This is a genomic window from Phaeobacter porticola (genome assembly GCF_001888185.1).
GTDB lineage: Bacteria > Pseudomonadota > Alphaproteobacteria > Rhodobacterales > Rhodobacteraceae > Phaeobacter > Phaeobacter porticola.
This window is the reverse complement of the sequence record NZ_CP016364.1, coordinates 628,475-650,627: the sequence shown is the minus strand read 5'-3', so window position 1 is coordinate 650,627 and position 22,153 is coordinate 628,475. Positions and strand designations below refer to the sequence as shown.

Below are 22,153 nucleotides of genomic sequence, written 5' to 3'. Positions count from 1 at the left end.
CAGAGCCAATGCGGCAGACAACAAGACATTAAAACAGGGAGACACTGACATGAACCTCGTGAAATCCGCCTTGCTGGCCAGCGTGATGGCGCTGCCTCTGGCGAGCAGCGCTATCGCTGACACGCCTGCCAATGCGCTGATTGTGGCGCAGAACATCGACGATATCGTCGCCATTGACCCCGCACAGGCCTATGAGTTCACCTCGGGTGAGCTGGTGACAAACCTCTATGATCGCTTGGTGCAATATGACGCCGAGGACCCCACCGCGCTGGCGGCGGGTCTTGCCAGCGACTGGGAAGTCGACGCGGAAACCAAGACCATCCGCTTTACCCTGCGCGATGATGCGGTGTTCCACTCTGGCAACCCGGTGCGCGGTGAGGATGTCGTGTTCTCACTGGCGCGAGTGATCAAGCTGAACCTGACCCCGGCCTTTATTCTGGCGCAGCTGGGCTGGACGGCTGAGAATGTCGATCAGATGGTGACGGCCGACGGCAATAGCATCACCATCAAATACGAAGGGGATTTCTCCCCCGCCTTTGTGATGAACGTGCTGGCCGCCCGCCCCGGCTCGGTGGTGGACAAAGAGGTGGTGATGGCCAATGCCGTGGACGGCGACATGGGCAATGGCTGGCTGAATGAAAACGCCGCCGGCTCCGGCCCGTTCAAGTTGCAGGGCTACCGTCCGGCGCAGATGGTGCGGCTGGCGGCCAATGCGGATTACTTTAAGGGCGCGCCCAAGATGGAGAGCGTCATCATCCGCCATGTGGCCGAAGCCGCCACGCAGGAACTGCTGCTGGAATCCGGCGATATCGACATGGCCCGCAACCTGACGCCCGATCAGATCCGCGGCTTTGACAGCGACGCCATCAAGGTGGAGACCTACCCGCAGGCGGCGGTGCATTTCCTGTCCTTCAATCAGAAGACCGACAGTCTGACCGACCCCGCCGTCTGGGAGGCCGCGCGGTATCTGGTGAACTACAAGGGGATGACCGACACCATCATCAACGGCCAGATGGAGATCCATCAGGCGTTCTGGCCCAAGGGCTTTCCCGGCTCCTACGATGAGACCCCGTTTGGCTATGACCCGGAGCGGGCCAAATCCATCCTCAGCGACGCCGGGATCGAGACCCCGATCACCGTATCGCTGGATGTGATCAATGCGGCCCCGTTTACCGATATGGCGCAGTCCCTACAGGCGAGTTTTGCCGACGCGGGGATCAACTTTGAAATCCTGCCCGGCACCGGCAGCCAGGTGATCACCAAATACCGTGAGCGCAGCCATGAGGCGATGCTTCTGTATTGGGGCCCGGATTTCATGGATCCGCATTCCAATGCCAAGGCTTTCGCCTATAACTCCGACAACTCGGACAACAACTATGCGGCCACCACCACATGGCGCAACGCCTGGGCGGTGCCGGAGGATATGAACGCCAAGACCAAGGCCGCCCTGACCGAGGCGGATCCTGAAAAGCGTCTGGAGATGTATCGCGAATTGCAGGCAGAGGTGCAGAAAACCTCTCCTATCGTGATCATGTTCCAGGCCGCCTATCAGGTGGCGATGGATGCGGATGTCTCCGGCTATGTGAATGGCGCGACCTCCGATTTTGTCTTCTACCGTCTGGTGGAAAAGAACTGATCCCCCGGCGTCACTTGGCGCTTTCGCCTGCTCCCCTTATCCGGGGGCGGGCATCTGGGGCCGGTGCTGACATGAGCCGGCCCTTCTTTTCATCTTCCGGCCCGATCTCCCGCCACCGATGGGGCCGCCCGCGCTACAGGACATATGACCATGACCACGCCCCCCTTTGCAGACCGGCTGACCCGGCTGCGCCACCGCATGACCGAGACCGCCACCGATCTGGTGGTGCTTGGCCCCTCAAGCCATATGATGTGGCTGTCAGGTGTGAACCCCCATGGCGACGAGCGGCCCGTGCTGCTGATGGTCAGCCAGAGCCACGCGGGCTTTCTGATGCCGGGGTTGAACGCTGATGCGGCGCGCACATCCACCGATCTGCCATTTTGCTGCTGGTCGGATGATGACGGGCCGGATGCCGCGCTTACCGGGCTGCTCCATGACTGCGGCGCCACGGCTACTGGTCTGTCGGTGGTGCTGGATGAAACCATGCGCGCGGATTTTGCCCTACGGGTTCTGGACGCGATGGACGCGCCCAAACGGCGTTTCACCGATGATACCGTTGGCCTGTTGCGCGCGATGAAGGACGACGCCGAATATGCCGCGCTGAAGGCTGCACATCTGTTGAATGATGCCGCCGTGACCGAGGCGTTTTCCCGCCTTGAAGAGGGCATGAGCGAGCTGGATGTGCAGGCGATCCTGCATGCCCATTACAAGGCCCATGGCGCAACCCCTGAGTTCACCATTGTCGGCTTTGGCGCCAATGGCGCCTTCCCGCATCACCACACTGGCGATACCAGGCTGACCCGCGACATGGCCGTGTTGATCGACACGGGATGCCGGTTGAACGGCTACCCTTCAGACATGACCCGCTGCGGCTGGTTCGGCACGCCGGAAGCCGAATATGAGCAGGTGTTTGAGGTGGTCGAAGCCGCAGTTCAGGCCGCCGTTCAGGCCGCGACACCCGGCGTACGCGCCAGCGAGGTCGACCGTGCCGCCCGCGACACCATTGCTGCCGCCGGATATGGCCCACAGTTCCTGCACCGCACCGGCCATGGGCTAGGTATTGATGTGCATGAACCGCCTTATATCACCGCCACCTCTGATGTTGAGCTGCGCGCAGGCAATGTGTTCTCGATCGAACCGGGGATTTACCTCAAGGACCGGTTTGGCGTGCGGCTGGAAGAGATTGTGATCCTGCGCGAAACCGGCGCCGAGATCCTGTCGGAGATGCCGCGCGACATGCAGCGGCGCTAGGTGGCGATACGCTGGTGTCACCCACACAGTAGCATATTTGATCTTACGAATTGTCTGACGCGCTGATGGCGTGTCAGATGACACGATACCCAATTGCACACGCAGACCCGGTGCAATCCTGTGGCTTTGCCTGTGTCCGTCGTCTTAGAAGCAACTGCTTTCTGAAACAGCTGGGGTGAGCACTGATCAAAGCCGGTCAATCCGCATCTCGATTTCACATTCAGAACACGTGGCCTGCCCTGTGAACCTGTGCGATTGCATTTCCGAGGTCTGACCAACTGGTAAAATCTAGCGCAGTGATACCTACTACGTGTCCCAAAGGTGATCAGCGCCAAGGGGATCTCGGCAGTCGATGGCTAGGTGATATTTTCCGATCTTGCCATTTGTTATCTTATAACATATCTAATTCGTAACGATGGAGACTGATTGATGAGAACGCATGCGGCAGCTCAGAAAAAGGATGTTCTGAAGGTCCTGACTGCATCTAAGAAGTCGATGACTGCGTGTCAGCTTCTGGAGCGGCTTCATATTGGCAAAACCAGCATGGCGACCGCTGCCGTGTACCGCAGCCCCACCGCCCTCCTCAATCAAAACGCTTTTCTCGCGACGTGTCACATCGTTGAAATTTACGGGCACGTGGACCCTCCCGGCCTGATCCTTTTCAATGAAGTCAATACGGATGTATTATGAAACAAGCACTCACTCTCCTCGCTCTTATTGCTGCCGCACCGGCACTGGCAGAGAATACACGCCAGCTTGAAGCCCATGAACATGGCGTTGGCGCACTGAATATTGCGATAGAGGAAACCACCGTTACAATGGGATTTCATGCCCCTGGTGCTGACATTGTAGGGTTTGAATACGCTGCCGAAAGCGAGGCGGATCATGCCGCTATTGATGCGGCTCTTGCAACATTGAGCGCCCCGCTTGAGCTGTTCATTCTGCCGGATGCTGCGAGTTGCACCGTCGCCGACGCACATGCCGCGTTGGAAAACGAGGATCATCATGGCGACCACGACAAAGACCATCACGATGAACACTCGGACGAAAACCACGACGACCATACTGACGGGAAGCATACTGAGGAGGACCATGCTGAGCATGACAACCACGCACAGGAAGAGCACGCAGAGCATGACGAAGCATCCGGCCACACCGAATTCCATGCGGAGTACACGCTGACCTGCGAGACCCCTGCGGCGCTGAGCGAAATCAACTTTGCCTACTTTGAGATTTTCCCCAATGCACAAGAGGTTGAGGTGCAGATTGTCACATCATCCGGGGCAAAAGTGTATGAAGTGAAGCGGGGCGCGCCCGTCCTGAACATGGGACAGTAGGCGCAGGTGGCGATGCCCGTTCTCAATCTGTCCAATATTGGCTACCGCTGGCCGGGACCGTCGCCATTTGCGTTGGCGGTCCCCGAACTCTTGGTTGCTGAGGGTGAAACAGTTTTACTACTCGGCGAGAGCGGCTCAGGGAAATCAACACTTTTGTCGCTCATCTGTGGCACGATCTTGCCGGATCGCGGTCATGTTCATATTGCGGGAGTCGATGTGACAGGATTGTCGGGCGGGGCGCGCGACAAGTTCCGGGCCGAACAGATTGGGGTGATCTTCCAACAGTTCAATCTGCTGCCTTTTGGGTCTGTGACAGACAATATCCTCCTGCCGCTTCGCTTTGCGCCGAAACGGCGCAGCCGCATAGCTGATCCACTCGCAGAAGCCACGACCCTGTGCATTTCACTGGGCCTGCCTAAGGACATCATCCATGCCAAGGCCAGCACCCTGAGTGTTGGTCAACAACAGCGTGTCGCGGTTGCGCGCGCGCTGATCGGACACCCGCCGTTGATCGTTGCGGATGAACCCACCTCGGCGCTTGATGCGACCAGTCAGGCGGCTTTTCTTGATCTGTTGTTCGCACAAGCTGACGCCCATCAGACCGCGCTGTTAATGGTCAGCCATGATCCGCGGCTGGGCGAACGTTTTGACAGGGTGATCCGGATGGACGACATTGCACAGATTGAAAGGGCGGCGGTATGATCCTGCGTCTGGCTATCGCGTCGCTCTTTGCGCGAGCACTAACTGTTGGCATGACGATCCTTGCCATCGCCTTGTCGGTGGCGCTTTTTCTGGGAGTCGAAAAGGTACGCACCGGGGCAAAATCCAGCTTTGCCGATACCATTTCGGGAACGGATCTTATCATGGGGGCGCGTTCTGGGTCGGTACAGCTTTTGCTTTACTCCGTCTTTCGCATTGGCAACGCGACCAACAACGTCACATGGGAGAGCTATCAGGATATTGCCGCGCAGCCCCATGTCGACTGGAGTGTTCCGATCTCACTCGGCGACAGTCATCGTCAGTTCCGGGTCATGGGAACCTCCCAGGCCTTTTTTGAACATTACAAATATCGGCAAGGCAGATCGCTGGCGATCACGGATGGCGCAATCATGGACGATCTTTTTGATACCGTGATTGGGGCTGATGTTGCAGCAACGCTGGGGTATCGCGTGAATGACCCGATTGTCGTCGCCCATGGGCTGGCCTCTTTTACCGAGCACAAAGACCAACCGTTCCGTGTGTCCGGTATTCTGGAAAAGACCGGCACCCCCGTTGACCGCACTGTTATTGTCAGCATGGAAGCAATTGAGGCGATCCATGTGGATTGGCGGAGCGGCGCGCAGATCCCCGGCCAGTCCACACCAGCGGATGAGATCCGTAAAATGGACTTGACACCCGGGTCTGTGACTGCGGCCCTTGTCGGCGTCAAAAGCCCGTTGCAGACCTTTGCACTACAACGGGCAATCAATGACTACCCCGAAGAGCCCCTGTTGGCGATCCTACCTGGTGTCGCCTTGCAGGAACTTTGGGGAATTGTCGGCATTGCCGAAACCGCGCTTTTGGCTGTCTCAGCCATGGTGGTGGTCACGGCGCTGATCGGTATGATGGCCACGATCTTTTCCAGCCTCAATGAACGCCGCCGGGAAATGGCGATCTTTCGGGCCATGGGCGCCAGACCCTTCACGATCTTGAGCATGCTGGTTCTGGAGGCGATGATGATGGCGGCCGTTGGGGCCTTGCTTGGTTTGGTGCTACTATATGTTGGTCTGATCATTGCCCAACCAATCCTGGATGGTGCCTTTGGTCTATGGTTGCCCATCGAGGCCCCCACCGCCCGGGAATTCTGGGTTGTCATTGGCGTGGTCGGGGCTGGCGCAATTGTGAGCCTTGTCCCCGCGTTGCGGGCTTACAAAATGTCTCTTGCTGATGGCATGATGGTGAAAACCTAGCGCCACGAATGAGGTCGATACGATGTTAGATCGCAGAACCGCACTGATGCTGTTGTCTGGGCCTGCCTTGGCCCCCAACGCCGCATTCGCCGCCTCCCCACAAGAAGTGGCCTGGGACGACCTTATCCCCCCCGGCCTGCCCTACCCCGAAATCATTGGAGAGGGCGAGCTGGACGAGGCCAAGGATATCTGGAACCCCATCTATGATGCCAATGGGGTCAAACTGAACGAAGATCTGAACGGGCGATATATCAAAATGCCCGGGTTCATCATCCCGTTCGACGTCAGCGCAAAAGGTGTGACCGACTTTATGCTGGTGCCCTATGTTGGTGCCTGCATTCACACACCGCCACCGCCCGCAAACCAACTTGTGATGGTCACGGCCAAGATCCCCTGGCCAGGGGATCAACTTTGGGATCCGGTCTGGGTCACAGGGGTCCTGCGCACGCAACTTCAATCAACCAACCTTGGCCAGACGGGTTATTCCATCGTGGCGGATGAAATGGAAGTTTACGAATGGTGACCGGCTGGCCTTCGGAACATACCGCTCATGGCCAGCCGGCCCGTTAAGGTTGAGCCTAGCAAAACAACGATGGTCAGCACCGAGGTGAAATCGTTGCTTTATCGCGGGCCAGCGTTCGGGATTCGGCGCGGCTCAGCGACCGTAATGCCTCCTCGTCTGACAATCCTTTTGCCCTGGATTTCGACCATATGCGCCGCGCGGATGCAGGCGACCAGGGCAAGGCCGCCTGCGAGAGCCACTGTCGGACCGGAGCGGGAAGCCTGTCGAATTCGGTCATGGGGTCACCCAATCGCCGTTTTCTGCGCAGGCTGCTTTCCCCCAGGTTTCTGCTCATGCTGTATCTTCCCGGTCGAATACGGGATCCAACACCAGAACAAGACGGGTCTCGCCGGAGCCTTCGATCGGGGGTGAGCGATGCAGGACGCCTGCGGAAAACGCTCCGGGCCAAAGCGAGCCGCGCAATAGAATGGGGCTGCCGGTCTGAACGGTAAAAACGCGTTTTGGCGCGCGTCCGTCCATTGACACGCCGTACTGTGTGCCGGTTCCGCGATAGGTGCAAACCAGACGGGCCGTAGTCGCGTCAATGTGGAATTTGCGGCAGGCGTCTGTGATCACGACGTCCAATCGTAGCCGCAGGTATTTGACCGACATCAAGTCCGAGAACATGTCTGCCAATGCAACGATGTCATTCTGAAGCCAATCTCGTTCCTGCCCGGCAGGAAGGCCGGATTTATCACAGAGCTGCGTGACAACATCGGCCACAGCGGTTGCGGGCAGAGTGACGCGCCCCTGAGGCAGATGCTGAGGGTCAAGGCCGTTCAACCAGCTTTGGATATCCCGTGGCGTCTGCCGACGCCAAATGGCAGCAGCTTCTCCGGCTTGCAGGCATGCGTCAAAGGCGTCTGCATCCTCCACGATCTGCGCGCCCTCGATGCGATCTTTTTCGGACCATCTGACCAGAGTCATGCGGCATCCTCTCCGCGATGCCAGATCGGGAATGGGTCCGGGTAGGACGGCAGATCATCCGGGCCAGTCACGGCAACGGACGGAACAAGACATTTGTCCAATCGCGCCTTCAGCGCAGCCCAGTCGATTCCCGCTCCGATAAAGACCAGTTCCTGACGGCGATCGCCCCAGGGTTCCTGCCAATGGGCCTGCATATAGGTTTTTGCGTTGTCATGGGTCGGTCGCCGCGCCTCCGGGACCGAAGCCCACCATGTCCCCAAAGGTTTGATGCTTGATAGCGCCCCAGCCAGAGAAAACTCCGCCACCCAGTCAGGCCGCGTTGAGATCCAGAAATGCCCCTTGGCCCGGATCACACCGGGAAGATCGCCATTCAGAACCTCGAGGATGTGTTCAGGAACAAACGGAAGCCGTGCCCGGTAGACGAATGACGCGACGCCATATTCCTCTGTCTCTGGAACGTGTTCGGCAAAGCCGTACAGCTCCTTTGCCCACATCGGGTGCTCATGCGCTTTCTCAAAATCGAACAAGCCTGTGTCGAAAATCTTTTCGGCGCCAACAACCGAGCGATTGGTTTCCACGATCTCCGCATCAGCGTTCAGACTTCGGATGATCTTGCGGGCCGCATCAACCTTTTCAGCGCCCGCATCCTCCACCTTGTTCAAAATGATGACATCCGCGAATTCTATCTGGTCGGTCAGCAAATGTACGAGCGTGCGCTCGTCCTCCTCCCCCATTGTTTCACCCCGGTCGTGAAGGAAATCATGAGACGCGTAATCATGCAGCAGGTTTGCCGCATCGACGACAGTTACCATAGTGTCGAGCCGCGCAACATCAGACAGACTGTGACCAAGCTCGTCACGGAAATCGAAAGTTGCAGCGACGGGTAACGGTTCGGAAATGCCAGTAGACTCGATCAGCAGATAGTCAAAACGTCCTTCGGCCGCGAGGCGACGCACTTCGTCCAGCAGATCGTCACGGAGGGTACAGCAGATACAGCCGTTCGACATCTCGACCAGCGTTTCGTCGGTTCGGCTAAGCTCGGTGTCCGCCCGCACAAGATCCGCGTCAATGTTCACTTCGGACATGTCATTGACGATGACAGCAACCCGGCGGCCCTCCCGGTTGTTCAAGACCTGGTTCAGAAGTGTCGTCTTGCCTGCTCCGAGAAAGCCGGAAAGAACCGTGACGGGAAGGCGAGGATCTGTCATATGGCGCTCCATTGGTTGCGTTGATTTTCACGCAACTTACTCAGTTACCAAATAAACGCAACTGTCAAAGTTACGTTTAACAGCCGTTTGGAGAAAAGCCGCCAATGAAGCGAAATTCTCGCCTGTCTCTCGCCCTGCACACGCTCAGCCATATGGCCGGGGAACCAGATCGCATACGAACATCTGCCGACATTGCAGAGCACGCTGGAACAAACCCTGTTGTTGTTCGCCGGGTCTTGGGGCGTCTGCGGGAAACTGGCCTGCTGACGTCTGAAAAGGGTCACGCAGGCGGGTGGCGTCTGGCCCGCGAGCCGCAGGATATAACCCTCGCAGATGTCTATCTCGCGTTGAATGAACGCTTGGTCGCCGCAGATGAGGCCAGCGATGCAGCAGCCTGTTCGGTCGAGCACGCACTCCAGAAACGGGTCACCAGCGTTCTTGAGGAGATCGAGCAGAGCCTGATCGAGAAACTCGGGGACATCTCGATCTCTGAAATACGTGAGACTGGGTGACCCGGTAACATGTCCAGGGTTCCAAGGCAGCGTGCTCTCAGTGGGACATAGGAATGAAACGGCCCTGACTGCGTCACCTCCAGCATTTGATATATATTAAAAATTACATGACGATTTCCAAATCTGGCTTGAACACTGTTTTGCACCTTAACACTGCCTTGCCGACCACAGTTCGCTGCAAGCGCAGTTCAGGCGCATTGCCGCATTTGGCTGTTGATCCTGACAGGCTGTCGGTTGTGCCCAACATCCTCAAAGTGCTGAACCCGCTTTTCATTGATGACCTAAACACGAAGCTTGAGGCAGCAGGCGACAACAAACGCTAGCTCGACAATCTGCGCACACGCATGCCGAAAACCGCGTCTTTGATCCTGCCTGTGGGTCGGGCAACCTCCTTGTCATCGCCTATAGCGAAATGCGCAGCATTGAAACCAAGCTCCCCTATCGTGGCGATGCGGGTCCGCTGAACCTTCTAATCGACAGCACTGGTATCAAGGCCGAAGGTAAAGGCGAATGGAATGCCCGCAAGCACGGCGGTGCGAAACGGCGGATCTGGCGTCAGGTACATATCGGGGCCGACGAGGAAACGCTTGAGGTCCGGGCGGTCGAGATCACTGGCGGTCGAGATCATGGGCAGCAACATTGGTGACGCGCCCGTATTGCCAAAACTGCGGGACCAGGTCCCGCCTGATCAGGAGATCGGCAGGGTCATCGTCGACGGCGCCTATGACACCCGAGAGTGCCACGACGCAATTGCCGCTCGAAACGCCGCCGCCGTCAGCCCGCCCCGCAAAAACGCCAAGCCATGGAAGCCGACGAGCCTCCCAACTTCGACAGTTTAACGCGTAAGTGATTGATATTGTTTAGGATGGATACTCATTTTTGCCACAACATGGCGGTGTCAGAAGGGTGTTTTCAGGTCTAGGGCAGTGAAGAGGTCGAGTTGCTCGGGTTGCTTTCGGGTGAATGTTGTTTTGATTGTGGGGCCAATGCGTGCCACATGCTGCTGAATACGTTCGAGAAGATCGAGCGCGGTTCTGGGACTTGCGCTGTGGCCTTTTGCTTTCAGGCGCATGCGCATGACGCGGTAGAGCAGGAGCGCCAAAAAACAGATCAGGGCATGGGCCCGGATACGGTCGGGCAAGCGATGGTGAACCGGCGCGATCTCGATGTCGGATTTTAGCACGCGGAAACCGCGCTCAGTATCTGCGAGACCCTTGTATCGAGCGACAGTTTCGGAAGGCGTGAGGTCTGGGGCGTTAGTGATCAGCGCAAGCTTGCCGTCGAAGAGCTCCGCCTCGGCGATGGCGTCGTCATCGACTGACCAGCTGAAGCGGTCAGCATTGAGATCAGCCTTGAGGAAGCGCGTGAGGTCCGCCTCTGCAACAGCCCGGGTGAAGCGGCTATAAGCGCCGCGGTCGGAGGCGCCGCGGCCCTTGGTGGTTTCGCCTGCGTCCTGAGCATCGAGCTTCCCGACCATCTTTTCGGCCATGGCTTCCAACTCGGCGATGCGCGCTCGACGCCGGTCACCTTGTTCAGCGGCACGCACAGGATCATGGGCGACGATCAGGCGCTGACCTGCAAAGCGATCCTCGGCCAACCCGTCTGTTTCAAACGCCATGTTCCGGAAGGTCTCGACCAGGTCACCGTAGCGGCGTGCGGGGACGGCGAGGATGAACTCCAGAGTACGCCCACCTTGCTCGGCCAGGGAGGTCAGGGCATCAATGTTATCGAGGCTCAAGAGACCACGGTCAGCCACCAGGATCACCCGTTCGATGGGGAAGCGTTGAAGGACAGCAGCCAGCATGGCCTGCAGTGTCTTGGTCTCGGCCACATTGCCCGGATGCACGGTGTGCATGAGCGGTAGTCCCTCAGCGGTCTGTACGACGCCCAGAACGAACTGGCGGGCGATACCACCTGTTTCCTTGTTCATGCCAAAGGCACGCATGTCGTCATCGACCTTTGCCTCACCGTGGATGCGCACCGTGGTCAGGTCGTAGAAGACGACGGTCAGATCGCGATCGACCAAGGGTCTGATCTGTTTGGCCAGTTCGGCCTCCACGTGGTCGACCTTGTCCATGAGCGCGTCCATGGCGCGCAGGAGATGCTGATGGGTGACGGTTTCAGGCATGCCTGACATGGCGACTGTCTCCAGCCAGCGCAGACAGCCAAGCTTGCTTGTGGGGTCGCACAGGCGGTTGAAGACCATGGCGCGAACGAAGCCCAAGTCCTTCCAAAGCTCATGCAGAGCAAAGACGTTCCCATAGGCCTTGGAGCTTTCGATCTCGACGGCAAACGCTGTATTGTCACTTCGTCCAATGGACCGATTTAAGCCGTTGATCAGAGGGTCAAGCTTGGCAGGGCTTAGATCCTCAAGCCGCCCGAGGTTCGCAACGACCCGGTGGCGGACCTTACCCTGCTCATTGCGATAGCCCTCAACCAGTTACAGGTACTGGCGCCCACCGGATCTCGTGATCTTCGTATATATGTCGCAACATTATGCACGATTTGTCGATGTTTCAATCGCTTCATCTGACACGGCGTGCCACAATAAGACTTGCGCCAAAATCTGGCCTTCTACACGCGGACAGCCTTTATTTCATTGACAGTCACACCATGAAATCAGGAGCAAATTCAGGGCGAACTGTCGAAGTTCGGGCTGCTGCATCTGTGCTTCTGTAATTTTTCGTGTGGCGAGCGGGCTTCGCGCCCTTCCAGGCGTTGCGTTTCGGTCACGGTGCCAAACGTATCCCTGTTTGCATCCGTGGTGCTTGCATCACGGCATATTCCAAACGCAGAGAGCCACCCTGAGGTGGCCATAAGCATCTGTTATTTCTGTGTAGATTTGGTTGCGGGAGTAGGATTTGAACCTACGACCTTCAGGTTATGAGCCTGACGAGCTACCGGGCTGCTCCATCCCGCGACAGTTTGTTTGGGCTATTGCTTACGCTATTTGAGCCCATTTGTTTGTCCTATCGCCGATCGTTGCGGTTGAGGACTATTGCAGTATTGCGGGTAGCACTACTGCGTTTCCCCTTCAGGGTTATTTGGTCTGAAGGGTATTCTTTAGTAGTATCGTTTTAGAGTTATGGATTTTACTAGGTTTGGCGGTGACCTACTCTCCCACGCCTTAAGACGCAGTACCATCGGCGCAACAGTGCTTAACTTCCGGGTTCGGGATGGGACCGGGTGTTTCACTTGCGCTATGACCACCAAACCGAGAAAAATCCATTTTTCGACGATCTATTATGAGATCGTCGAGATACAATCGACATGAAGTCCAAGTTTTGTGTTTTGCTTTTGGTTCTTGTGTCACTGTCTGTTACTGGAACAGATCAAGCCTATCGGGCGATTAGTACCGGTCAACTGAATGCATTGCTGCACTTACATCTCCGGCCTATTGACGAGGTGGTCTACCTCGGCCCTCAGGGATACCTTGTTTTGAGGGGGGCTTCCCGCTTAGATGCCTTCAGCGGTTATCCTGTCCGATCATAGCTACCCAGCACTGCTATTGGCATAACAACTGGTCCACCAGTGGATCGTTCACCCCGGTCCTCTCGTACTAGGGGCAACTCCTCTCAAGTATCCTACACCCACGGCAGATAGGGACCGAACTGTCTCACGACGTTCTAAACCCAGCTCACGTACCTCTTTAAACGGCGAACAGCCGTACCCTTGGGACCTGCTCCAGCCCCAGGATGAGATGAGCCGACATCGAGGTGCCAAACACTGCCGTCGATATGGACTCTTGGGCAGTATCAGCCTGTTATCCCCGGCGTACCTTTTATCCGTTGAGCGATGGCCCTCCCACTTGGGACCACCGGATCACTATGGCCGACTTTCGTCTCTGCTCGACTTGTCAGTCTCGCAGTCAGGCTGGCTTCTGCCATTGCACTCAACGAGCGATTTCCGACCGCTCTGAGCCAACCTTCGCGCGCCTCCGTTACGCTTTAGGAGGCGACCGCCCCAGTCAAACTACCCGCCACGCAGGGTCCCGGATCCGGATAACGGACCGCGGTTAGATATCAAGAGTGCGAAGGGTGGTATCTCAAGGGAGGCTCCACCGGAACTAGCGTTCCGATATCGATGCCTACCACCTATCCTGCACGTCACAATCCTGATACCAGTGCGAAGCTGTAGTAAAGGTGCACGGGGTCTTTCCGTCTAACCGCGGGAAGCCTGCATCTTGACAGGCAATTCAATTTCGCTGAGTCGATGTTGGAGACAGCGGGGAAGTCGTTACGCCATTCGTGCAGGTCGGAACTTACCCGACAAGGAATTTCGCTACCTTAGGACCGTTATAGTTACGGCCGCCGTTTACCTGGGCTTCAATTCGGAGCTCTCACCCCTCCTTTTAACCTTCAGGCACCGGGCAGGCGTCAGACCCTATACGTCGTCTTGCGACTTCGCAGAGCCCTGTGTTTTTAATAAACAGTCGCCACCCCCTGGTTTGTGCCCCCAGCTCCAAGTTGCCTTGGAACTGGGCCTCCTTCTCGCGAACTTACGGAGGTATTTTGCCGAGTTCCTTCAACATCGTTCTCTCAAGCGCCTTGGTATTCTCTACCAGTCCACCTGTGTCGGTTTAGGGTACGGTCTCATGGAGGGCTATTTCCAGGAACTGATCAGCAGCCCATTCAATCCGATAAGGATGAACTACCTTCACAATCCGTCACATCCTCCTGGCCTAGGAATATTAACCTAGTTCCCATCGTCTACGCATTTCTGCCTCGACTTAGGGGCCGGCTTACCCTGCTCAGATTAGCTTTAAGCAGGAACCCTTGGACTTTCGGCGAGAGTGTCTCTCACACTCTTTGTCGCTACTCATGTCATCATTCTCGCTAGTGATCTCTCCACGGGATCGCTCACGCGCCCGCTTCATCGAAAGCCTCGCGTCTCCAATGTGCCCGAGGACACTAAGGAGACATGAGACTATGTCACACTACGCTCTGCTACCATGCACTATGTGCATCCTAAGCTTCGGCTCATGGCTTGAGCCCCGTTACATCTTCGCCGCAGGACGTCTTAATTAGACCAGTGAGCTGTTACGCTATCTTTAAAGGATGGCTGCTTCTAAGCCAACCTCCTGGTTGTTTTGGACATCCCACCTGCTTTCCCACTTAGCCATGAATTAGGGGCCTTAGCTGTAGGTCAGGGTTGTTTCCCTCTCCACTACGGACGTTAGCATCCGCAGTGTGTCTGCCATCTAGTACTCCCGGGTATTCGGAGTTTGGTTAGGATCAGTAAGCCTGTGGGGCCCCATTACCCATCCAGTGCTCTACCCCCCGGGGTATTCGGATGACGCTCTACCTAAATAGATTTCGCAGAGAACCAGCTATCTCCGAGTTTGATTGGCCTTTCACCCCTAGGCACAGCTCATCCCGATCTTTTTCAACAGATGTGGGTTCGGTCCTCCAGTGCATGTTACTGCACCTTCAACCTGGCCATGCCTAGATCACTCGGTTTCGGGTCTGATCCCACAAACTCATTCGCCCTATTAAGACTCGCTTTCGCTGCGCCTACACCTAACGGCTTAAGCTTGCTTGTGAGACCAAGTCGATGACCCATTATACAAAAGGTACGCTGTCAGCCCTCAAGGGGCCTCCAACTGATTGTAGGCGTTCGGTTTCAGGTACTGTTTCACTCCCCTCGTCGGGGTGCTTTTCACCTTTCCCTCACGGTACTGGTTCGCTATCGGTCAGTAAGGAGTACTTAGCCTTCGAAGGTGGTCCTCCGATCTTCAGACAGGATTTCACGTGTCCCGCCCTACTTAATACGTCCTATCATGCTTCATATACGGGGCTATCACCCACTATGGCTGTGCTTCCCAACACATTCTATTCACACTCAAGGCTCGGCTGGTCCCCGTTCGCTCGCCGCTACTAGGGGAGTATCATATTGATTTCCTTTCCTCCGGGTACTTAGATGTTTCAGTTCCCCGGGTTTGCTCTTAAAACCCTATGTATTCAGGTCTTAAGTACCTGATTAAGCTCATTATTGATGTCCTACCGCTTCGCTACTTGAGGACAGGCCTCTCATAGCAAACTGCAGAGTCACAATAACAAACTGTCAGGTGGGTTCCCCCATTCGGAAATTCATGGATCAAAGCTTATTCTCAGCTCCCCATGACTTATCGCAGAGTATCACGTCCTTCATCGCCTCTTACTGCCAAGGCATCCACCAAACGCCCTTCTCGCGCTTGATCTGGTCCAGAAAAAGACAGTGACCTGCCACGCCGCAGAAGCTGGTAAGAAACTACGGCTTTATTCTGAACCAAAAGCATTACTTTCCCGCTCACTTCATAAGAAGTGAACAATGGCTCATAAACCTTGCGGAATATGAACCGGGTTAGTGTACTTGACTTGGACAACACTGTGGTTTCAATCCGGCAGACCTTCGCGCGCCCGAGGAAAAGGGCGGAATGCAAAGGCTCGCATCAGACCACCGAAGCAGTCATCAGCACCAAACTGAGGTCGATCCCTTACGCGGGTGACCAACAGTGTTGTTGATTGTATCTCTCTAAACGATGTCAATGTGATCAACCTTCCCGAAGGAACATCGATCCGGTCCGATTGGACGGTTAAACATCACAGGATGCTTAACGATCAAATCGTATACTGAAGAATGGTGGGTCGAGGAGGACTTGAACCTCCGACCTCACGCTTATCAGGCGTGCGCTCTAACCACCTGAGCTACCGACCCATTCTATGTAGGGCCTTCGCATGAGTGGTGGAGCCTAGGAGGATCGAACTCCTGACCTCCTGAATGCAAATCAGGCGCTCTCCCAGCTGAGCTAAGGCCCCTTGCTGATCCTGCCAAAGGGCAAAATCATGACAGTTCTGAAGAGATATGAGGACGGCCTGGTCCGGATGTGATCAGTTTTGATTACTGATCTTATGCTAAGTGTATCACGAGACAGAGCAAGCTCTGATCTAGCTAGATACATCCTTAGAAAGGAGGTGATCCAGCCGCAGGTTCCCCTACGGCTACCTTGTTACGACTTCACCCCAGTCGCTGAGCTCACCGTGGTCCGCTGCCCCCTCCGAAAAGGTTGGCGCACGGCCTTCGGGTAAACCCAACTCCCATGGTGTGACGGGCGGTGTGTACAAGGCCCGGGAACGTATTCACCGCGTCATGCTGTTACGCGATTACTAGCGATTCCGACTTCATGGGGTCGAGTTGCAGACCCCAATCCGAACTGAGACAGTTTTTTGGGATTAACCCATTGTCACTGCCATTGTAGCACGTGTGTAGCCCAACCCGTAAGGGCCATGAGGACTTGACGTCATCCACACCTTCCTCCCGCTTATCACGGGCAGTTTCCCTAGAGTGCCCAGCCGAACTGCTGGCAACTAAGGATGTGGGTTGCGCTCGTTGCCGGACTTAACCGAACATCTCACGACACGAGCTGACGACAGCCATGCAGCACCTGTCACTAGGTCACCGAAGTGAAAGCCAAATCTCTCTGGCGGTCCTAGGATGTCAAGGGTTGGTAAGGTTCTGCGCGTTGCTTCGAATTAAACCACATGCTCCACCGCTTGTGCGGGCCCCCGTCAATTCCTTTGAGTTTTAATCTTGCGACCGTACTCCCCAGGCGGAATGCTTAATCCGTTAGGTGTGTCACCGACAAGCATGCTTGCCGACGACTGGCATTCATCGTTTACGGTGTGGACTACCAGGGTATCTAATCCTGTTTGCTCCCCACACTTTCGCACCTCAGCGTCAGTATCGAGCCAGTGAGCCGCCTTCGCCACTGGTGTTCCTCCGAATATCTACGAATTTCACCTCTACACTCGGAATTCCACTCACCTCTCTCGAACTCAAGACCAGGAGTTTACAAGGCAGTTCCAGGGTTGAGCCCTGGGATTTCACCCTATACTTTCTGATCCGCCTACGTGCGCTTTACGCCCAGTAATTCCGAACAACGCTAACCCCCTCCGTATTACCGCGGCTGCTGGCACGGAGTTAGCCGGGGTTTCTTTACCAGATACTGTCATTATCATCTCTGGCGAAAGAGCTTTACGACCCTAAGGCCTTCATCACTCACGCGGCATGGCTGGATCAGGCTTGCGCCCATTGTCCAAGATTCCCCACTGCTGCCTCCCGTAGGAGTCTGGGCCGTGTCTCAGTCCCAGTGTTGCTGATCATCCTCTAAAACCAGCTATAGATCGTAGACTTGGTAGGCCGTTACCCCACCAACTATCTAATCTAACGCGGGCCGATCCTTCTCCGATAAATCTTTCCCCCGAAGGGCGTATAAGGTATTACTCACCGTTTCCAGTGGCTATTCCTTAGAGAAGGGCACGTTCCCACGCGTTACTAACCCGTCCGCCGCTCACTCCGAAGAGTGCGCTCGACTTGCATGTGTTAGGCCTGCCGCCAGCGTTCGTTCTGAGCCAGGATCAAACTCTCAAGTTGAAACGCACTTACATGCGTATCCTTGACGTTCGAACCTCTGCACATCTTTGAATGTCCTACCGCTAACGCTACTTGAGGACGGGCCTCAAACAGCACGGCTTCGAACCCGGCTAGGAACTCGAAACGAACATCCAACATTCTCTGTTTCTCGTGCTTCAGTACCAAAGGTACAGAAAGCCGACAAACAGTGAAGCTGACACTTTATTATCGCGCAACCACATCGCTACTAGAGCGAAAGGCCTTGCTAAAAGCGTTGATATGAAGAGGTTGATCCATCGAATGAACCAAACCGCCCACATATCTCTTCAGATTTCATCAATGTCAAAGAGCATACACCAAGAGACAATAACCAACAGATGCGCCACTCTCATGACGCGCCCGCCAACCAAATCTCCAAAATGTCCACCGTCTCTCCGATGTGTCCGACCGTCTCTCCAGCCCGTCCCAGCGTCTCTCCGCCGCGTTTCCCGTCCAATCCAGCGTCGCCGCCGTCCCGTCCAGTGTGTCCCCGTAGCGCCTCAGCGCCGCCGGTGAAGGGGGTTCTAAGGCGAGTTACACAAAGCCGCAAGCTGTTTTTTGACATTTTCATGAAGTTTTGGAGAAAGTCAAATATTACACAACAAAATCAAATATATACGTACTTCGTTTTTCGTAAATTAATGCGCATAACAAGCCGGATCACTCGATTTCCTTGGATGGCATATCAACCGTGATGTCAGGCATCATCTACATATAGGGGTCAGGCGTCTCTGAGCCACTAATAGCACATCGACTCGTCGCCCGCTGACTCGGATTCGCAGCATCTCAACACAGAGAGATTCCCGATTCATGGCGCAAAACAGGGGGTCTTTACCCTAGGCCTAGTGAAAGGCGCTGAGGTCGTTAGGTCACTATCTACAATTTGGGTTGTGTCTGCGCCGTCTCATACGCTTTGATGGCCGAACCGCAGGCGCAGGCAGCCAAGACCTACGTCAATGCGGCAGCAACAGCGCAACCACGGGACCAAAGCAGTGGCTATGACAGATCGAGACCCCTCCTCTTTGCGGGCGGCACCCGCTGATAGGATGTCCTCCCCGCCCTTGGCAGATAATCTAATGAGGCCCCGCCCAAGCAACAACGGGTTTCGCATGCTGTTGCGCCAGACGACCCGTGCCGAGCATGATGCCGCAGAACGTGCCTTTGCGCCCTTTCATGAGAGCCCTTTGCCGCATCTCGCCTGGTTTTTGAACTGTCAGTATACCGCACTGCACGCTTTGGCCCGGGCCTGCGACAGCGCAACAGGGCATTCTGCAGATTTGCTGCCAATGCTGACAGAGGCCTTGCGCGCTGATTGCACCACACATTGCACCGCTCCGGCGGACCTCGCCAGAAGCGCGCTGCCAAACCTGCACCCGCTGGCGGTCGACTATCTGGTGCTTGGTTCGCGGCTGGGCACTGAGGTTCTGCGCCGCCGCCTGTCGGATGCCACTGGATGTGCCGCCCTGCCCTGCTATTTCGAGCCCCGTGACCATCTGATGCCTTGGCGGGCAGCCTGCGAAGACCTGGACGCGATCAAGACAGACAGCACGCTGGCAGATAAAATCGTGACAGATACCCGCAGCGGGTTTGAGCTATTTAATATGGCGGCGCGGATCAATCCGCTAAAGTCACCCAAGACGCTACCCAATTCATACATAAAAACGCGATAACAAAGGGCCTGTATAATGGCTTTGGAACAAACTCTTTCCACGACGACACTCACCAATTGTGACCGTGAACCGATCCATCAGTTGGGCCGGGTCCAATCATACGGCGCGCTGATTGCGGTTTCGACCGATTGGATCGTGCAGCACGCATCAGATAACCTTCAGGAGATACTCGGCACGCATGTGAGCGACGCCATCGGCCAATCACTGGGCGATTTGATCGCCGAAAATGCCTTTGCCCGCATTCGTCGCGATCTGAGCGCGCTGGAAGCCCCAAACAGCACCCTGCGGCTTTTCAATATTGTTCTGAAACACAGCACCCAGGCGTTTGACGTCAATATTCACCAGAGCGGCCGTCATCTGATCATCGAATTTGAGCCAAAGTTCGAGCGAAGTGACCGGGATGTGATGTCCGAAATCTACCCCCATTTCAGCCAGCTGCGCCGCGATGAAGATATTGCCCGCCTGGCACAGGGTGCCGCCCGCGGGTTGCAGGCGATTTCCGGTTTTGACAGCGTCATGGTCTATCAGTTCCAGCCCGATCACTCAGGTCAGGTTATTGCCGAGGTTCGCGCTGATCGCACCAAGAAATACGAAGGCATGTTCTTTCCAGCCTCTGACATTCCAGTACAGGCACGCGCATTGTACAAACGGTCCCTGCTGCGGCTGATTGCAGATGTCGACGATGAAGGTGCTCCGATAACGCCTGGTTTCAAGATCGACGGTGCGCCGTTGGACCTGTCCTTGGCTGTCACCCGTGCCGTGTCCCCCATCCACCTGGAGTATCTGCGCAATATGGGCGTGCGCGCGTCAATGTCGGTATCGATCATGAAGGACGGTGAGCTGTGGGGGTTGTTTGCCTGCCACCACCACCGACCCCGCTACATCGACTACGAACGTCGCACCGCGATCGAGATGTTCGCGCATGTGTTTTCATACGAACTGAGCCAGTTTGAGAGCAGCCAGCGCAGCCGTGAAGAAAAGAACATGAACCGGTTGCAGACCCAGCTGATGGCAATGCTGGCGGATGGGCGCCCGTTCAAGGACAGCCTGATCTCGGTGTCGGACGATATTCAAGATGTCATCCCCCATGACGGTCTCGTGCTCTACTCCGATAACGAGTTTCACGCGGTCGGCACTGCGCCCACTGCCGACGAAACCCGGTCCTTGGCCCGGAAGCTGGATTTGACGATTGGGGCGACGGTCTTTTCGACAAACCAGTTAGAGAGCCTTCACGAACCAGCGCGCGAGTACATTGATCGCTGTGCCGGCATTCTTGCGATCCCGATCTCAAAACGACCACGCGATTACCTGATCCTGTGCCGACGCAACATCTCGCAGACCGTGGATTGGGCAGGGGATCCGACCAAACCGATGGAAATTGGCCCAAATGGTGTACGGCTGACCCCGCGCAAGAGCTTTGAGCTCTGGCAGGAAACCGTCGAATGGCGTTCCGCGCCCTGGAATGAGCACACCCAGCATGCCGCCAACCTGTTGCGCACCGTGCTGCTGGAGGTTTTCCTTAAGGTGACAGAGGCTGCCAATGCCGAGCGCGCGCGGGCACAGGAACAACAGCAGTTGTTGATCTCGGAACTGAACCATAGGGTCCGCAATATCCTTAACCTGATGCGCGGGTTGGTGACCCAGACCAAGGGCACAGCCCGCACTCTGACCGAATTTACCGACAACCTTGATGGGCGCATCCACTCGCTCGCGCGGGCCCACGATCAGCTGACCAACGAACAATGGGAACCGGCATCTCTGCAGGCCCTGATCAAATGTGAGCTTGAGGCCTATTCCTCCGGGCGCGCCGACGAGGTGGTTATCAGCGGGCCAGACGCGCTGATTGCGCCTCAGGCTTTCACCACGCTGGCGCTGGTGCTGCACGAAATGACGACCAATTCGGTGAAACATGGCGCGCTCAGCAACCATGTTGGCCGGGTCGAAATCACCCTGAAGGAAGAGGACAGCGGCGCGCTGCTGATTGACTGGGTTGAGCGTGGTGGCCCACCAGTCTCGCCCCCATCTCGGCGCGGCTTTGGCTCAACCATCGTCGAAAACTCGATCCCGCACGAATTGAAGGGCGATGCGACGGTCCACTACAAGACTACCGGTCTGGAGGCACATTTCCGCATTCCGACCCTTCACTTGCGCGGGATCCAACATGACAACTCCCGGATCTCTGACACCGTCCTTGTCGACAATGGGACCAAAGGCGCCCCCGTACTAAGCGGTAAGGCATTGGTGGTTGAGGACAGCTTTATCATCGCGATGGACGTGAGCGCCATGCTGGAGGATATGGGTTTCTTCGAAGTGGTCAGCGCGTCGAGTGTTACCAAAGCGCTGGATAAGCTGGCGGACGGCGGCATCGAATATGCCGTGCTGGACGTCAATCTAGGGTCCGAACAATCGGTGCCCGTCGCCGAGGAACTGGCACGGCAGAACATCCCCTTTGTCCTGACCACCGGCTATGGCGAGGTGCAGACAATCATAGATATCTACCCGCCCTGCCCCATCGTGCAAAAACCCATCTCTGAAAGGGCGTTGGCGACTGCCCTCATCCGTGCGGCAGAGACGCTGCAAGGCAAAGGCATCTGATCCCCGGCGAAACCGTACATTTAGATACGGGACGGGCAGCGCGATGGAATGCGCGGCCCGTTCTCGTCTTGGTACC

Annotated in this window: 14 protein-coding genes, 3 tRNA genes, 3 rRNA genes and 1 pseudogene; 11 read left to right on the top strand and 10 right to left on the bottom strand. The window is 56.3% G+C overall.

The window, feature by feature from the left end; all coding sequences use genetic code 11:
• The first annotated feature begins 49 nt into the window (after positions 1-49).
• The 7 genes from PhaeoP97_RS03250 (at position 50) to PhaeoP97_RS03220 (ending at position 6,696) form a co-directional block, all read left to right on the top strand.
• Positions 50-1,636: an ABC transporter substrate-binding protein gene (locus tag PhaeoP97_RS03250; RefSeq protein ID WP_072503857.1), complete on the top strand. Its 1,587-nt coding sequence runs from the start codon at positions 50-52 to the stop codon at positions 1,634-1,636.
• A 150-nt stretch (positions 1,637-1,786) separates the two neighbouring features.
• The gene (locus tag PhaeoP97_RS03245; RefSeq protein WP_072506267.1) at positions 1,787-2,887 is read left to right on the top strand and encodes a M24 family metallopeptidase; all 1,101 of its coding nucleotides are present in this window, start codon (positions 1,787-1,789) and stop codon (positions 2,885-2,887) included.
• 429 nt (positions 2,888-3,316) lie between these two features.
• Complete coding sequence (locus tag PhaeoP97_RS03240; RefSeq protein ID WP_072503856.1) at positions 3,317-3,577, top strand: hypothetical protein; 261 nt, start codon at positions 3,317-3,319, stop codon at positions 3,575-3,577.
• Positions 3,574-4,224 (top strand): zinc uptake protein ZrgA, encoded by a 651-nt coding sequence (gene zrgA, locus PhaeoP97_RS03235; RefSeq protein WP_072503855.1) that lies wholly within the window; start codon positions 3,574-3,576, stop codon positions 4,222-4,224. Before PhaeoP97_RS03240 ends, zrgA begins: the two co-directional genes overlap by 4 nt.
• A gap of 12 nt (positions 4,225-4,236) precedes the next feature.
• Positions 4,237-4,926: an ABC transporter ATP-binding protein gene (locus PhaeoP97_RS03230; RefSeq protein ID WP_072503854.1), complete on the top strand. Its 690-nt coding sequence runs from the start codon at positions 4,237-4,239 to the stop codon at positions 4,924-4,926.
• Positions 4,923-6,173, top strand: a complete 1,251-nt coding sequence (locus PhaeoP97_RS03225; RefSeq protein ID WP_072503853.1) for an ABC transporter permease — start codon at positions 4,923-4,925, stop codon at positions 6,171-6,173. Before PhaeoP97_RS03230 ends, PhaeoP97_RS03225 begins: the two co-directional genes overlap by 4 nt.
• Positions 6,174-6,195: 22 nt before the next feature.
• Positions 6,196-6,696: a DUF3299 domain-containing protein gene (locus PhaeoP97_RS03220; RefSeq protein WP_072503852.1), complete on the top strand. Its 501-nt coding sequence runs from the start codon at positions 6,196-6,198 to the stop codon at positions 6,694-6,696.
• 73 nt (positions 6,697-6,769) lie between these two features.
• On the opposite strand, the gene PhaeoP97_RS20610 is transcribed toward PhaeoP97_RS03220, so the two are convergent.
• From PhaeoP97_RS20610 to PhaeoP97_RS03205, 3 genes are read right to left on the bottom strand one after another with little or no spacing between them, the layout of a single operon-like run.
• On the bottom strand, positions 6,770-6,973 hold the full coding sequence (locus PhaeoP97_RS20610) for a DUF6525 family protein (protein ID WP_338048670.1): 204 nt from the start codon (positions 6,971-6,973) through the stop codon (positions 6,770-6,772).
• Positions 6,974-7,026: 53 nt separating this feature from the next.
• Positions 7,027-7,662: a DUF1826 domain-containing protein gene (locus PhaeoP97_RS03210; RefSeq protein WP_072503850.1), complete on the bottom strand. Its 636-nt coding sequence runs from the start codon at positions 7,660-7,662 to the stop codon at positions 7,027-7,029.
• Complete coding sequence (locus PhaeoP97_RS03205; RefSeq protein ID WP_072506266.1) at positions 7,659-8,870, bottom strand: GTP-binding protein; 1,212 nt, start codon at positions 8,868-8,870, stop codon at positions 7,659-7,661. The genes PhaeoP97_RS03210 and PhaeoP97_RS03205 overlap by 4 nt, the downstream gene beginning before the upstream one ends.
• Before the next feature lie 104 nt (positions 8,871-8,974).
• Between PhaeoP97_RS03205 and PhaeoP97_RS03200 the strand changes: the two genes are divergently transcribed.
• Together PhaeoP97_RS03200 and PhaeoP97_RS03195 are read left to right on the top strand one after the other, a co-directional pair.
• A complete protein-coding gene (locus PhaeoP97_RS03200) occupies positions 8,975-9,382 on the top strand; it encodes an RrF2 family transcriptional regulator (protein WP_072503849.1) in 408 nt (135 codons plus the stop codon).
• A gap of 433 nt (positions 9,383-9,815) precedes the next feature.
• Positions 9,816-10,200, top strand: a pseudogene (locus tag PhaeoP97_RS03195) (transposase); the annotation flags it as partial.
• 80 nt (positions 10,201-10,280) lie between these two features.
• On the opposite strand, the gene PhaeoP97_RS03190 reads toward PhaeoP97_RS03195, so the two are convergent.
• The 7 genes from PhaeoP97_RS03190 to PhaeoP97_RS03160 form a co-directional block, all read right to left on the bottom strand.
• Entirely contained in the window at positions 10,281-11,822 is a 1,542-nt protein-coding gene (locus PhaeoP97_RS03190) for an IS1634 family transposase (RefSeq protein WP_237029010.1), read from the bottom strand.
• A gap of 403 nt (positions 11,823-12,225) precedes the next feature.
• Positions 12,226-12,302, bottom strand: a tRNA-Met gene (locus PhaeoP97_RS03185).
• A gap of 179 nt (positions 12,303-12,481) precedes the next feature.
• Positions 12,482-12,596, bottom strand: a 5S ribosomal RNA gene (rrf, locus tag PhaeoP97_RS03180).
• 114 nt (positions 12,597-12,710) lie between these two features.
• Positions 12,711-15,581 (bottom strand): 23S ribosomal RNA (locus PhaeoP97_RS03175).
• Positions 15,582-16,001: 420 nt separating this feature from the next.
• Positions 16,002-16,078, bottom strand: a tRNA-Ile gene (locus PhaeoP97_RS03170).
• Positions 16,079-16,103: 25 nt separating this feature from the next.
• A tRNA-Ala gene (locus PhaeoP97_RS03165) sits at positions 16,104-16,179 on the bottom strand.
• A 149-nt stretch (positions 16,180-16,328) separates the two neighbouring features.
• A 16S ribosomal RNA gene (locus PhaeoP97_RS03160) occupies positions 16,329-17,794 on the bottom strand.
• The 16S, 23S and 5S rRNA genes sit together here with 3 tRNA genes alongside, the layout of an rRNA operon.
• 1,094 nt (positions 17,795-18,888) lie before the next feature.
• Here PhaeoP97_RS03160 and PhaeoP97_RS03150 point away from each other — a divergent pair.
• Positions 18,889-19,482 carry a heme oxygenase-like domain-containing protein gene (locus tag PhaeoP97_RS03150; RefSeq protein WP_157891225.1) on the top strand — a complete coding sequence of 198 codons (594 nt, stop codon included), beginning with the start codon at positions 18,889-18,891 and terminating at the stop codon, positions 19,480-19,482.
• 15 nt (positions 19,483-19,497) lie between these two features.
• Positions 19,498-22,077, top strand: coding sequence for an HWE histidine kinase domain-containing protein (locus PhaeoP97_RS03145; protein ID WP_072503846.1), 2,580 nt, complete (start codon positions 19,498-19,500; stop codon positions 22,075-22,077).
• Positions 22,078-22,153 lie beyond the last annotated feature (76 nt).